Consider the following 13,110-nt stretch of genomic DNA (forward strand, 5'->3'; position numbering starts at 1 on the left):
GCCCGGAGGAACCACCGGTGCAGATCAACGCCGCGGTGCTGCGCGCCGCAGACGCCCCGTACACGGTCGAGCGGCTCGACCTGGCCGACCCCGGCCCCGGCGAGGTCCTCGTCAAGATCGCGGGTACCGGGATGTGCCACACCGACATGCTCGGCCGCGTCCCCGGCGACCTCGTCGCGAAGCCGGTCGTGCTCGGCCACGAGGGGGCGGGCGTGGTCGAGGCGGTCGGCCCGGACGTCACCGGCGTCACCGTCGGCGACCACGTGGTCATGTCGTTCGACTCGTGCGGGACGTGCGACAACTGCCGCGCCGGGAACCCCGGCGCCTGCCCGCAGATGATGGCGCTCAACATGTTCGCGGCGCCGCTGGACGGCACGCCGCGCGCCACGACCGGCGACGGCGAGGCCGTCCACACGCGCTGGTTCGGGCAGTCGTCGTTCGCGAGCCACGCGCTCGGCACCGCCCGCAACGTCGTGCCGGTGACCCGCGACGTGCCGATCGAGCGGCTCGGGCCGCTCGGCTGCGGCATCCAGACGGGCGCCGGCTCGGTGCTGATCTCCCTCGGCGTCCGCGCCGGCGACAGCATCGCCGTCTTCGGGACCGGCGCGGTCGGGCTGGCCGCCGTGATGGCGGCGCGGGTCGCGGGCGCCGCCACGATCGTCGCCGTCGACCTGCACGAGTCGCGGCTCGACCTGGCCCGCGAGCTGGGCGCGACGCACGCGCTGAACGGGGCGGACGACGACATCGCCGGGCAGATCCGGGCGATCTCCGGCGGCGAGGGCGTGCAGTACTCGTTCGACACCACCGCCGTCCCCGCGGTCGTCTCGACGGCGGTCGCGTCGCTGCGCACCACCGGCGTCTGCGGCCTCGTCGGCGTCGGCGCCGCCGAGTACACCCTCGACGCGAACCTCCTGCTCATGGGCCGGACGGTGAAGGGCATCATCGAAGGCGACGCCGTCCCGCAGACGTTCATCCCGAAGCTGATCGAGCTGTGGCGGCAGGGCCGGTTCCCGTTCGACCGGCTCATCACCGCCTACCCGCTCGACCAGATCAACCAGGCCGAGCAGGACACCGCGTCCGGGAAGGTCGTGAAGCCCGTCCTGGTCCCCTAGACGACGCGGTGGAGGAGGCCGTCGCCGCGGGCCAGGCGGCGGCAGTTCTCCGCCGCGACCGCGAAGTAGCGGTCCCAGGTCTCGCGGGTCAGCCAGGCGACGTGCGGCATGACGACGACGTTGTCCAGGGCGAGCAGCGGGTTGGACGCGTCCGCCGGCTCCCGCTCGAACACGTCGAGGCCGGCGCCGCCCAGCCGGCCCGACCGCAGCTCCGCCACCAGCGCCGCCTCGTCGATGACCGCGCCGCGCGCCGTGTTCACCACGATCGCGCCGTCCGGCAGCAGCGCGAGCCGCCCGGCGTCCAGCAGATGGCGGGTCTCGCCGGTCAGCGGGACGTGCACCGACACGATGTCGCTCGCCCGCAGCAGATCGTCCAGCTCCCGCCAGGCCGGGTCGTCGCGGCGCGGACGCCGGGACGTGTAGAGGACGTTCGCCCCGATCGCCTCCAGCATGCCTCTCAGCAGAGTGGCGATCTCGCCACCGCCGAGCAGCCCGACCGTCCGCCCGGCGATCTCCCCGCCCACCAGGGAGCGGTCGGCGGGCCAGCCCTCGCCGCGCCGCGTCCGCGCGTCGAACGCGACGACCCTGCGCAGCGCCGCCAGCATCAGCAGCAGGGACGTCTCCGCGACCGCCTGCGCGTTCTGCCCCGGCATGTTCGCGACCGCGATGCCCCGCTCCTTCGCCGCGTCCAGATCGATCGTGTTCACGCCGGTGCCGAGCTTCTGGATCAGCTTGAGCTTCGGCGCCCGGTCCATGTCGGCGGCGGTGAGGGGGCGCAGCACGTGCCAGATGACCTCGGTGTCCGGCAGCAGCTCCGCGAACCGGGCGTCGTCCTGCTCGGAGCAGCTCACGATGTCGAGGCCGGGCTCCTCATGGTCCATGTCATAGTGCAGCAGCACCCGCATGCCGTCCCCTTCCGTCCGTTCGTGGAACCCCGGGTCGGCGCCCGATCTTCCCACCGGATTATCGTGCGGACCATGAGAACGAGTCCCGGGGGAGCGGCCCCGGATGGCCGGACGGCGTCCGCCCTGCGTTTCCTAGCCGAGCTCATCGCCTGGATCGCGACGCCGTGGGCGCTGGCGCCGCACTCCGTCCCGCTGGCGGTCGCTTCGGTCGTGGTGCTGATCGGCCTGCCGACCGTGTTCTCGACACCCGGCGACAAGGCCCGCACGGTCGTCGCGGTGCCGGGGATCGTCACGATCGCGCTGGTCCTGCTGCAACTCGCCGCCGCGGTGGCCGCGTCCTGGGCGGCCTGGCCGGCGCCGGTCGCGATCGTCGTGACGGCTCTCTGCCTCGGCGTCGTCGTCCTCGAACAGCCGCGCTGGCGGTGGCTGCTCGGAGCGCCCACCCGACCGGAGGCGAGGTGACGCGATGTGGACGGACGCCCCGATCGTGCAGGCGCCGATGGCGGGCGGCCCGTCGACGCCCGAACTGGCCGCCGCCGTGTCGGAGGCGGGCGGCCTCGGCTTCCTCGCCGCCGGCTACAAGACGCCCGAGGCCATGCGCGCCGACATCGCCGCGACCCGGAGGCTGACGTCCCGCCCGTTCGGGATGAACGTCTTCATGCCGTCCCTGGACGAGATCGACGCCGCCGAAGTCGCCACCTACCGCGACCGCCTCGCGCCCGAGGCCGAACGCCTCGGCGTCGCCCCCGGCACCCCGGGCCCCCGCGACGACGCCTACGAGGCGAAGATCGCCGACCTGCTGTCCGATCCGCCCGCCTTCGTGAGCTTCACCTTCGGCTGCCCGTCTTCGGACGTCATCCAGGCGTTCCAGGCCCGCGGAACCGTGGTGATCGTCACCGTGACGTCCGTGGACGAGGCCCGCCAAGCGGCGTCCGCCGACGCGCTCTGCCTGCAGGGTTCCGAGGCGGGCGGGCACCGGGGGTCGTTCACGAACACCGCTGACGAGCCGCTGCCGCTGCGCGTCCTGCTGCACTCCGTGCGCGCGATGACGTCCCAGCCCCTCATCGCCGCCGGCGGCCTCGCGACGTCCGCCGACGTCGGCGAGGTACTCGGGCTGGGCGCCGCCGCGGCCCAGCTCGGGACGGCCTTCGTCCGCTGCCCGGAGAGCGGCGCCAACGCCGTCCACAAGGCCGCCCTGTCCGACCCGCGCTTCACCTCCACCGCACTGACCCGGGCCTTCAGCGGACGCCTCGCCCGCGGCCTGGTCAACCGCTTCCTCACGGAACATTCACCGCACGCACCGGCCGCCTACCCGGATGTCCACTACGTGACATCGCCGCTGCGCAAGGCTTCCGTCGCGCAAGGCGACCCGGAAGGCGTCAACCTGTGGGCAGGCGAGTCCTTCCACAGGACAACCGAAGCCCCCGCCGCCGACCTGGTACGCGCCCTGACGCCACGCTGATGCCCGAATCGGCCATCCTGATCGGCCTCCAGGCGTCCGGAAAGACGACGTTCTACCGCCGACACCTGGCCGGCCACGTCCACGCCGGCAGAGTCGACGCGGTGAGGCCCTCGGGCTGTACGGCGTCGCCGTCGGGGTCCCCGCCGTCGTGGCCATGCCGCTGGGCGTATGGCTGAGCACCCGCCTGGGCTACGGCACAGTGTTCATCGCCGGGGCGGCGGTGTCGCCGGCCTCGCTCGCCTTGGTGCCCGGTCTGCCCGACGCGAGCGGGCCGGCCCGCCGTGAGCCGGGAGTTCCCCCCGCCCGCTGGCTCGCGGGCCGGCACGGCGACCGGCACGTGCGTACGCGTGGGGGCGCCGGTTGGGGCGGGGGCTTCCGGGCGTAGGGCGGCGCGGTTACTCTTCAGGTGGCGTCCATGCCGGTCGTTTGCGCCTTGCGCCTGGGAGAGTTCCGTTCGCGGGACTTGTTCGGCTCTTGCACCGGCTCCTCTGTCCCCGTTCTGGAGGAGTCGTCCCCGTGAGAATCACGTACAAGCGATGGTCCCCTGCCATCGCCGCGTTGGCTTCGGCCTTGGCGGCGCTGGCCCTGTCACTGGGTGCGATGGTGGTGCTTTCCGCGCCGTCGTCCGCTCAGTCCACCGTTCTGGTCGCCTGCGGCTATCCCGCTTGGGCCGAGGGCAACAGCTACAAGGTCGGCGACAAGGTCACCTACAGCGGACACGGCTACGAGGCGATCGTCGCCCACACCGCGTGGCCTGGCGCCAACTGGAACCCCGCGTCCACGCCGACGCTGTGGCGCGACCTCGGGGCGTGTGACGGGTCCACGCCGCCAACCACGCCGCCCACCACGCCCCCGACAACGCCTACCACGACCCCGCCGACCACCCAGCCGCCCGGGGACGGCACCTGTGCCGTGAAGTCGAGGCCCAGCGGCAAGGTGTTGCAGGGGTACTGGGAGAACTGGGACGGGTCGTCCAATGGCGTCCACCCGCCGTTCGGCTGGACTCCGATCGACAACCCCGTCATCAGGCAGCACGGCTACAACGTGATCAACGCTGCGTTCCCCGTCATCCGGTCGGACGGCACCGTCCTGTGGGAGGACGGCATGGACTCGACCGTCAAGGTCGCCACCCCCGCTGAGATGTGCGCGGCCAAGGCGGCGGGCGCCACCATCCTGATGTCGATCGGCGGTGCGACCGCGGGCATCGACCTCAGCTCCAGCAGCGTCGCGGACCGTTTCGTCCAGACGATCGTCCCGATCCTGAAGAAGTACAACTTCGACGGCATCGACATCGACATCGAGACGGGGCTGTCGGGCAGCGGCGACATCAATCGGCTGTCGACGTCCCAGGCGAACCTGATCCGCATCATCGACGGCGTGCTCGCGCAGATGCCGTCCAACTTCGGGCTCACGATGGCGCCCGAGACCGCGTACGTGACCGGCGGCAGCGTCACCTACGGCTCCATCTGGGGCGCCTACCTGCCGATCATCAAGAAGTACGCCGACAACGGCCGGCTGTGGTGGCTGAACATGCAGTACTACAACGGCAGCATGTACGGGTGCTCCGGTGACTCCTACTCCGCCGGGACGGTCGAGGGCTTCGTGAAGCAGACCGAATGCCTGAACAACGGCCTCGTCATCCAGGGCACGACCATCCGGGTGCCGTACGACAAGCAGGTCCCGGGTCTGCCCGCGCAGCCCGGCGCCGGCGGCGGTTACATGTCGACGGGCCTCGTCGGGCAGGCATGGAACCACTTCAACGGGCAGTTGAAGGGTCTGATGACCTGGTCCATCAACTGGGACGGCTCGAAGGGCTGGACGTTCGGCGACAACGTCCGCGGCCTGCAGGGCCGGTGACGGTCCGGGGGCGGCCCGGCGCCGGGCCGCCCCCGGGAACCGGGCTTGACCTTGACGCCGGTGTGAAGGCGTAGCGTCGAAAACGGCCACAGGGAGGGACGGATGCGGATCGGGGAACTCGCCGCGCGCGCGGGCGTCAGCACCCGCACGCTGCGCTACTACGAGCAGCAGGGGCTGCTGCCGGCGCGGCGCGCGTCCAACGGGTACCGGCAGTACGAGGAGTCGGACGTCCGGCTCGTCGAGGAGATCAGGTCGCTGCTGGCGGCCGGGTTCACGCTGGACGACACCCGCCCGTTCGTCGACTGCCTGCGCGCGGGCCATGCCGACGGGGCGTCCTGCCCCGAGTCCGTCGCGGTCTACCAGCGCAGGCTCGCGGAGATCGACGCCGAGATCCGCGCGCTGATCCGCCTGCGCGCGGACGTGGCCGGCCAGCTGGCGCGGGCCTGCCCGGGCTGCGCCCTCTCCACGGAGGCGACGAATGATCACATTGACCGGCGCGAACTTCGACGAGCAGGTGCTCCGCGCCGACAAGCCGGTACTGGTCGAATTCTGGGCGGACTGGTGCCCGCCCTGCAAAATGATCGCGCCGATCCTTGACCAGATCGACGCGGAGCACGGCGACCGGCTGACCGTCGCGAAGCTCAACGGCGACGAGAACCCCGACATCGTGACCCGCTACGGCGTCCTGGGCTTCCCCACGCTCAACCTCTACCGCGGCGGCGAGGTCGTCCGGCAGATCGTCGGCGCCAAGCCCAAGCGCGCCCTCCTCGCCGCCCTGGACGGCCATTTCTGACGCCCCGGCGGACTTGATCGGATCGGCGACGGCCCTCCCGCCCGGCGATCTATGCTCGACGTCAATGGCGCCGGTGTCGGGAGGGCCCTCGTGCGGACGTTGCTGAACGTCATCTGGCTGGTTCTGGCGGGGTTCTGGCTGGCGCTGAGCTACGTGTTCGCCGGGATCATCTGCTGCGTCCTCATCATCACGATCCCGTTCGGCATCGCGTCGTTCCGCATCGCGGCCTTCGCGCTCTGGCCGTTCGGCCGCACGACCGTCCCCAAGCGCGGCGCGGGCGTCGGCTCCCTCATCGGCAACGTCATCTGGATCATCGTCGCGGGCTGGTGGCTGGCCCTCGGCCACCTCGTCACCGGGGTCCTGCTCTGCCTCACGATCATCGGCATCCCGTTCGGCATCGCGAACTTCAAGCTGATCCCGATCTCGCTGACCCCGCTCGGCCACGACATCGTCTCCTCCAGCGACCCCGCCCGCTTCTGACCGCCGGCGGCGCCGGAACCGTCCGCCGTCAGGAGGGCCAGGGGGTGCCGGTCAGGCGTTCGTAGACCTCGATGTAGCGGGCCCGGGTGGCGTCCACGACGTCCTGGGGGATGGCGGGGCCGGGCGGGGTGCGGTCCCAGTCGAGGGTGCTGCTCCAGTCGCGGACGAACTGCTTGTCGAGGGAGTGCTGGGGGCGGCCGGGCTCCCACTCGTCGGCGGGCCAGAAGCGGGACGAGTCGGGGGTGAGGACCTCGTCGCCCAGGACGAGGGTGCCGTCGGCGGCGCGGCCGAACTCCAGCTTGGTGTCGGCGATGATGATGCCGCGCTCGGCGGCGAGGGCGGCGCCGCGCTTGTAGATCTCCAGCGTGACGTCCTTGAGGCGGGCGGCGGTGTCGGCGCCGATCTCGGCCACGACGTCGGCGTAGGTGATGAACTCGTCGTGGCCCTCGGCGGCCTTGGTGGTCGGGGTGAAGATCGGCTCCGGGAGGCGGGAGGCGTCGACCAGGCCGGGGGGCAGGGAGATGCCGGAGACGGTGCCGTCCTTCTGGTACTCCTTGAGGCCGAGGCCGGTCAGGTAGCCGCGGGCGATCCACTCGACGGGGATCATGGAGAGCCGGCGGCAGCGGATGGCGCGGCCGGCCCATTCGGCGGGGACGTCCTCGGAGATGACATGGTTCGGGATGATGTCGGCGAACTGCTCGAACCACCAGAGGGAGAGCTGCGTCAGGATCTTGCCTTTGTCGGGGATCTCCGTGGGGAGCACGACGTCGTAGACGCTCACCCGGTCGGACGCCACCAGGATCAGCTCGTCGCCGTCCGCGTAGACGTCCCGCACCTTCCCGGAGTGGATCAGCTCCATGTCGCTCCTCGTCTCGGCTGCCGGATAGGAGTCTGGCACAGCGGTGTCCGGCCGCCTCACGAGGGCCGATAGGTTTTGATCAGCCGGGCGGGGGAGGGTTTCGGGGTGCGGGCGGTTCGTGTGGCGGCGGTCGCCGTCTTGGTGGCGGCGTTCGGGGGTTGCCGGCCGGCCGTCGAGGGCAGGGCGGCCCGGCCCGCGCCGCCCGCGCGGCCCGCGCCCAGCGTGACTCCCGTCGTGCGGGACGAGGCCGCAGTGTGGCGCGGGTGGGGGCTCAAGCCGCTGCCGCCGGCGCCCGCCCCGCCGGAGGACAAGCCCCTCAAGCTCGGCGGGAAGGGGCCGGTGAAGGTCTTCGACCGGGTTCCGACGGAGGAGCGGGTCGTCTTCATCACGATCGACGACGGGCAGGAGAAGGACCCCAGGTTCGTGCAGATGCTGACCGACCTCAAGGTGCCGGTCACCATGTTCCTCACCGATGACGTCGTCCGGGACGACTACGCGTACTTCAAGCCCTTGCAGGCGCTTGGCAATCACGTCCAGAACCACACGCTGACCCATCCCGTCCTGCCGCTGCTCGGGTTGGACGGTCAGAAGCACGAAATCTGCGGGGCGCAGGAGGCGCTGACCAAGCAGTACGGGACGGAACCCACCCTGTTGAGGCCGCCCTACGGCCGGTGGAACTGGGCCATGCAGCAGGCGGCCCGCGAGTGCGGCATCGACGGGATCGTCATGTGGCGCGCGTCCATGCAGATCCACGACATGCAGTACGACGACGCCAACAAGAAACTGCACCCCGGTGACATCCTGCTGGCCCACTTCAGGGGGCCGGAGCAGCTCAAGGGCGAGACGATGACCGAGATGTTCGCCCACATGCTCAAGCGCATCGGGAAGCAGGGCTTCGCCGTCGCGCGCCTGGAGGACTACATAAGTCCTCGATCAGCACCCGCATCGTCTTCACCGCCGGGTCCGCTCCGTCCGGGATGACCGTGCCGCCGTCGACGCCGGTGCGCAGGTAGTCCACGACGGGCGCGGTGGTCCGCTCGCCGGGCAGCACGGCCGGGATGCCGGGCGGGTACGAATGCGGCGCCGGTGACCGGGTAGGGCGGGCGTGTACAGCCGACAGGGAGCTACCATGAACGATCGCATACCGGCCGAGGCGGAGCTGGCCTGGGAGGACTTCCACCGGCTCGTCAACATGACCTCCGACGAGCTGCGGACGTGGCTGCTCACGGACGCCTCCGGCGAGGAGGCGTTCCCCGCGGACGGTCCCGGCCCGGGGGTCAACGAGCTCGGCGCCCGCGTGGTCGACATCCTGCGCAAGCGCAAGGTCGACCTGACCGAGAGCGACACCGAGCTCATGGCGGAGGTCGTCGACTTCGTGGAGGACCGCCTGGAGAACCGCCCGCCGAACGCGGAGCGGGACGAGCAGTGGCGGCACGCGCTGATGAGCGTGGGGCACGACCCGCTGCGTCCCCAGCCGTCCAGCGCCTAGGAGGCGACCGCACGCCGAACCCCGACTAGGCGGAAGGCTCGCGGGCCGCTCCGGGGCAGACCGGGGCGGCCCGCACATGCGTGGCTTGTGGGACGCGGCGGGAGGGTAGGGACAAGTAGTGATCGAGCTGTCGCCGGGCCAGGGACTCGTCGAGATAGGCGAACTGCTGCTGGCGATGGTGCTGTCCGCCGCCATCGGCCTGGAGCGGGGGCTGCGGAACAAGAGCGCGGGGCTGCGCACGCACACCCTCGTCGGCGTCGGCGCGGCACTGTTCATGCTGGTCAGCAAGTACGGGTTCGAGAACGTCCCGGGGAACGTGTCGCTCGACCCGTCGCGGGTGGCGGCGCAGATCGTGTCCGGCATCGGGTTCATCGGCGGCGGGCTGATCTTCGTCCGGCGGGACGCGGTGCGCGGGCTGACGACCGCGGCGGTCGTGTGGGTGACGGCGGCGGTCGGCATGGCGGCGGGCGGCGGGCTGTGGGTGCTGGCGGTCGCGGTGACGGCGATGCACTTCCTCGTCGTCTACGGGCTGAGCGCCGTGACGCGGCGGCTGCCGCTGCACCGGTTCCGCCCGGCGGGCATCGCCCGGATGCGGCTCGTCTACCGGGACGGGCGGGGTGCGCTGCGGCGGGTCCTGATGGAGTGCACGCAGCGCGGGTTCGTGATCCTGGAGGTCAACGTCGACCGCGACTACCTGCCGGACGACTCCGACCGCGGCCGGGACGAGCGCCGCGACCGGCGCGAACCGCCCGAGCGGCGCCGTCCCGGCAACGCGGTGGTGTCGGTGGTGCTGGAGGGCACGGGCTCCATCCCGGACCTCACCGCGCACCTGAGCGAGCTGGACGACGTCATCGGCGTCACGGTCGGCTCCGAGAAGGACGACGAGGAGTGAGCCGTCAGGGGACCTCGGTCTGCGGGCTGTAGCCCTCGTCCTCGCCGCCCGGGGTCTCGGCCTCGGCGATCGCCGGGTCGGTCGGGCTCGGGGTGTGCTCGTCGGCGAAGTCGGCGTCCGCGTCCTGCGGCGCGCCCGCCTCGGCCCGCCGGTCGGCGAGCGGCTTGTCGGCCTCGTTCCGGCCGGCGTCCGGCTCGGTCATCGGCATCCTCCTCATCACGGCTCGAACCCGTCACGGCTCGAACCCCTCACGGCTCGAACCCGTCACGGCTCGAACTGGGGCGATACCCGGCCGGCGGGGTTCAACCCTCCGTTCGGGCGCGGACGAACGCGACGAGGCGGGCGGGGTCCTCGCCGTCCAGGACGATCTCGAAGTCCCTCGCCAGCACTTCCGGCAGCTCTTCGGGCTTGAGCGCGCGCGTGTGGCGGGAGCCGCCGGGGCGGGTGACGGTCAGCGTCGTCCCGTCCAGCACGCGGAGGGCGTCGGACGAGAACTTCTGCGTGAGCGGGCGGGCCGTGAACGGCGACCGGGGGCTGGTGGAGACGAAGTGGTTGAGCGCGTCGAAGTCGATGCGGAGCGCCTCGTTCATCGCGAACATGTGCCGCCGGACCCAGCCGTTCTCCGAGGTCTGGTGCAGTTCCCAGCCGGCGGTGTGGGGGCTCCACGTCCGGATGGTGCGGCCGCGCCGGAGCCGGAAGCCCCAGCCGTCCTGGACGGCCTCCGCGCCGTCGACGAACCGGAGCGGCTCCAACGGCCCGGCGCCGAACCCCACGTCGCACATCCAGCCGGGCTCGTCGCGCGGCTCGCCGGGCGCGCGGACGTGCAGCAGCGAGTGCGTCGTCGGCCGGAGGCTCGCCGCGCCCAGCATGACCCGCCCGAGCAGCGCCGTCACCTCGAACCCGAGCTTCTCCAGCACCGCCGCGAACAGCCGGTTGTGCTCGAAGCAGTAGCCGCCGCGCGGCCGCTGGACCAGCTTCGCCTGGACGGCGTCCAGCGACAGCTCGACCGGCCGGCCGAGCATGATCTCCAGGTTCTCGAACGGGATGGACGTGACGTGCGCACGATGCAGCGCCCGCAGCGTCGCCGCGGTCGGCTCCAGAGTGCCGTCATATCCGGTCCGCTTCAGGTACGCGGGCAGATCCAGCAGTTCGCTCTCCCACCCGTAGCCCAGATCCTCGCTCATGGCTCCCTCTCACTTATGAACGAGATAACACCCGACGCGGCCGAGATCCTCCCGGCGGGTTTCAGCTGAGCGGAAGGCGGAGGACGAACCGGCTGCCGCGCGGGCTGTCGGCGATGCGCAGCGACCCGCCGTGGATCTCGGCGATCTCGCGGGTGATGGGCAGGCCGAGCCCGGTGCCGTGCGGGTCGAGGGCGCGCGACTCCGGGAGCCGCGCGAAGCGTTCGAAGACCCGCTCGCGGGCCTCCGCGGGGACGCCCGGGCCGTCGTCCTCGACCTCCAGGACCGCGTCGCCGGCGTCCCGCCGCACGGTCACCGTGACCTGCGACCGGGCGTGCCGTTCGGCGTTGTTCAGCAGGTTGCCGAGCACCCGGTGCAGCCGCACCCCGTTCCCGGTGACGGTGACGCCCGGCTCCAGCCGGGCGTCGATGGGGACGCGGCCGCCGTGCAGCGGCAGCTCGCGGCGCGCCAGCTCGGCGAGGTCGAGCCGCTCGACCGGCTGCGGGGTGCGGGCGTCGAGGCGGGACAGCTCCAGCAGGTCGGCGACGATGTCGTTCAGCCGCTGCACGTCCGCCAGCGCGGACCGGACCATCGTCTTCCACGGGTAGCCGTCCGGTTCGTCCAGCGCGACCTCCAGCCGCGTCCGCAGGGCGGTGATCGGGTTCCGCAGGTCGTGCGAGGCGTCCGAGACGAACCGGTGCTCCCGGTTGGACGCCTCCTCCAGGCGCTCGAGCGTGGCGTTCACCGTCTCGGCGAGCCCCTGGATCTCGTCGGCGGTCGGCGGGACGGAGACGCGCCGGTCCAGGCCCTGGGCGCCGACCTCCGCGAGCTCTCTGCGGAGGCGGACGACCGGGTCGAGCGTCCGCCCGACCGTGCGCCACGTCCACCAGGTGATCAGGGCGAGGAGCGCGCTCAGGACGGCGGCGATGGTCAGCGGCAGCAGCCACGCGCTCAGCAGGGTCGGCAGCGGGGCGGCCGCGACGATCACCACGCCCGCCCCCCACGGCGACTCCCGCACGCGCAGGCCGAACACCCACACGCACTCGTCCAGGAAGTCCGGGCATTTCTGCTCGTCGATGAGCACCAGGCGCTGCTGGAGTTCCTCCTGCACGAGAGGCGGGAGCCCCACGGCGTCCTTGCTGGCCGCCAGGACCTGCCCATCTTGGTTCACGACCTGCACCAGGGGCGCCTCGCGCGATCTCGGGGCGAGCTCGCCCCGGTTCTCGCCGGTGGCGAGGCTGAACGCGATGCGCTCGACCGTCAGCTGGGCCTCCCGGGCGACCCTGTTCGCCGCCCAGTCCCGCGCGAGGAGCAGCATCAGGACGAACACCAGGGTCAGGATCAGCGCGGACACCCCGGCGCTGAGGACCGTGGCGCGGCCGCGGACGGAGAACAGCATCCGTTCCCGCCACCGGCGGGCGCGGTCCCGTCGCTCCGTCGTCACAGCTCACCCCCCGTGCGCTACTCCTGGTCACTTCCCACTGCTCAGAGTAGTCAACGGGTTGCGGGCGGCCGCGGGCGTGAACGGGTGGCGGGGGCCGAACCGTACAGCGGGGGTGACGGGCGACTTTCCGGACGTGAAGGGAGCCGTCGCGTGGGTGTCGAGGACGCGGTGCGAACTGCCGTGGCCGGGTCCGCCCGGCTCGGGGGAGGCGGTGCTGTGGGCGAAGCGCGGGGCCGCGTGGTGCTCGGCGAGATCACGCTGCCGGGGGTGCGGCGGTCCGTCGGGGTCGCCCGGGGCTTCGTTCGGGAACTGGCGGCCGGCGCGCCCGCGGTGGACGACTTGGTCGTGGTGGTGAGCGAGACGGTCGCGAACGCGGTCACGCACACGGCGTCGGGGCTGGCGGGCGGGCGGGTGACGGTCGTCCTCACGGCGGGGGACGGGGTGTACCGGCTGGAGGTCTCCGACGACGGGGCGGCGGGCGGGCGGCCGCACGTGAAGGCCGAGGCCGAGGCGGAGACCGGCCGCGGGATGCGGATCGTGGAAGCGCTCTCGGCGCGGTGGGGGTTCCGGGCGGAAGGGGCGCGCACGGTGGTGTGGGCGGAGTTCCCGGCCCCGGCCGCCGAGTAGCGGGCCGGG

16 protein-coding genes are annotated in these 13,110 nt (G+C 72.2%); 11 read left to right on the forward strand and 5 right to left on the reverse strand.

All coding sequences use genetic code 11. The features are described 5' to 3' along the window. The first annotated feature begins 17 nt into the window (after positions 1-17). A complete protein-coding gene (locus ABTW95_RS16580) occupies positions 18-1,112 on the forward strand; it encodes an NAD(P)-dependent alcohol dehydrogenase (RefSeq protein ID WP_396447973.1) in 1,095 nt (364 codons plus the stop codon). On the opposite strand, the gene ABTW95_RS16585 is transcribed toward ABTW95_RS16580, so the two are convergent. Then, complete coding sequence (locus ABTW95_RS16585; RefSeq protein ID WP_396447974.1) at positions 1,109-2,071, reverse strand: NAD(P)-dependent oxidoreductase; 963 nt, start codon at positions 2,069-2,071, stop codon at positions 1,109-1,111. The genes ABTW95_RS16580 and ABTW95_RS16585 overlap by 4 nt on opposite strands. Before the next feature lie 18 nt (positions 2,072-2,089). On the opposite strand from ABTW95_RS16585, the gene ABTW95_RS16590 reads away from it, so the two are divergent. The 6 genes from ABTW95_RS16590 to ABTW95_RS16615 all read left to right on the forward strand — a co-directional run bounded on the left by ABTW95_RS16590 (position 2,090) and on the right by ABTW95_RS16615 (position 6,609). After that, complete coding sequence (locus ABTW95_RS16590; RefSeq protein WP_396447975.1) at positions 2,090-2,479, forward strand: hypothetical protein; 390 nt, start codon at positions 2,090-2,092, stop codon at positions 2,477-2,479. Between the two features lie 4 nt (positions 2,480-2,483). Continuing rightward, on the forward strand, positions 2,484-3,479 hold the full coding sequence (locus ABTW95_RS16595) for a nitronate monooxygenase (RefSeq protein WP_396447976.1): 996 nt from the start codon (positions 2,484-2,486) through the stop codon (positions 3,477-3,479). 600 nt (positions 3,480-4,079) lie between these two features. Beyond that, positions 4,080-5,336 carry a carbohydrate-binding protein gene (locus ABTW95_RS16600; protein ID WP_500226687.1) on the forward strand — a complete coding sequence of 419 codons (1,257 nt, stop codon included), beginning with the start codon at positions 4,080-4,082 and terminating at the stop codon, positions 5,334-5,336. Between the two features lie 102 nt (positions 5,337-5,438). Continuing rightward, complete coding sequence (locus tag ABTW95_RS16605) at positions 5,439-5,933, forward strand: MerR family transcriptional regulator (protein WP_500226688.1); 495 nt, start codon at positions 5,439-5,441, stop codon at positions 5,931-5,933. Further along, on the forward strand, positions 5,815-6,129 hold the full coding sequence (trxA, locus tag ABTW95_RS16610; RefSeq protein WP_396453958.1) for a thioredoxin: 315 nt from the start codon (positions 5,815-5,817) through the stop codon (positions 6,127-6,129). The genes ABTW95_RS16605 and trxA overlap by 119 nt, the downstream gene beginning before the upstream one ends. Positions 6,130-6,180: 51 nt before the next feature. Further along, positions 6,181-6,609, forward strand: coding sequence for a YccF domain-containing protein (locus tag ABTW95_RS16615; RefSeq protein ID WP_500226689.1), 429 nt, complete (start codon positions 6,181-6,183; stop codon positions 6,607-6,609). A 28-nt stretch (positions 6,610-6,637) separates the two neighbouring features. Here the strand turns inward: ABTW95_RS16615 and ABTW95_RS16620 are convergent, their stop codons facing one another. After that, positions 6,638-7,468, reverse strand: coding sequence for a phosphoribosylaminoimidazolesuccinocarboxamide synthase (locus tag ABTW95_RS16620; RefSeq protein ID WP_396447980.1), 831 nt, complete (start codon positions 7,466-7,468; stop codon positions 6,638-6,640). 105 nt (positions 7,469-7,573) lie between these two features. Between ABTW95_RS16620 and ABTW95_RS16625 the strand changes: the two genes are divergently transcribed. The 3 genes from ABTW95_RS16625 to ABTW95_RS16635 all read left to right on the forward strand — a co-directional run bounded on the left by ABTW95_RS16625 (position 7,574) and on the right by ABTW95_RS16635 (position 9,849). Further along, a complete protein-coding gene (locus tag ABTW95_RS16625; RefSeq protein WP_396447981.1) occupies positions 7,574-8,449 on the forward strand; it encodes a polysaccharide deacetylase family protein in 876 nt (291 codons plus the stop codon). A gap of 148 nt (positions 8,450-8,597) precedes the next feature. Further along, positions 8,598-8,957: a DUF3140 domain-containing protein gene (locus tag ABTW95_RS16630; RefSeq protein ID WP_396447983.1), complete on the forward strand. Its 360-nt coding sequence runs from the start codon at positions 8,598-8,600 to the stop codon at positions 8,955-8,957. Between the two features lie 118 nt (positions 8,958-9,075). Beyond that, entirely contained in the window at positions 9,076-9,849 is a 774-nt protein-coding gene (locus tag ABTW95_RS16635) for an MgtC/SapB family protein (protein ID WP_396447984.1), read from the forward strand. A 4-nt stretch (positions 9,850-9,853) separates the two neighbouring features. Here the strand turns inward: ABTW95_RS16635 and ABTW95_RS16640 are convergent, their stop codons facing one another. The 3 genes from ABTW95_RS16640 to ABTW95_RS16650 all read right to left on the reverse strand — a co-directional run bounded on the left by ABTW95_RS16640 (position 9,854) and on the right by ABTW95_RS16650 (position 12,474). Continuing rightward, positions 9,854-10,051: a hypothetical protein gene (locus tag ABTW95_RS16640; protein WP_396447985.1), complete on the reverse strand. Its 198-nt coding sequence runs from the start codon at positions 10,049-10,051 to the stop codon at positions 9,854-9,856. 100 nt (positions 10,052-10,151) lie between these two features. Further along, entirely contained in the window at positions 10,152-11,033 is an 882-nt protein-coding gene (locus ABTW95_RS16645; protein WP_500226690.1) for an arylamine N-acetyltransferase family protein, read from the reverse strand. Between the two features lie 61 nt (positions 11,034-11,094). Continuing rightward, complete coding sequence (locus ABTW95_RS16650) at positions 11,095-12,474, reverse strand: sensor histidine kinase (RefSeq protein WP_500226691.1); 1,380 nt, start codon at positions 12,472-12,474, stop codon at positions 11,095-11,097. 216 nt (positions 12,475-12,690) lie between these two features. On the opposite strand from ABTW95_RS16650, the gene ABTW95_RS16655 reads away from it, so the two are divergent. Next, on the forward strand, positions 12,691-13,101 hold the full coding sequence (locus ABTW95_RS16655) for an ATP-binding protein (protein ID WP_500226692.1): 411 nt from the start codon (positions 12,691-12,693) through the stop codon (positions 13,099-13,101). Positions 13,102-13,110 lie beyond the last annotated feature (9 nt).

This window comes from Spirillospora sp. NPDC127506, from assembly GCF_040302145.1.
Classification (GTDB): domain Bacteria; phylum Actinomycetota; class Actinomycetes; order Streptosporangiales; family Streptosporangiaceae; genus Spirillospora.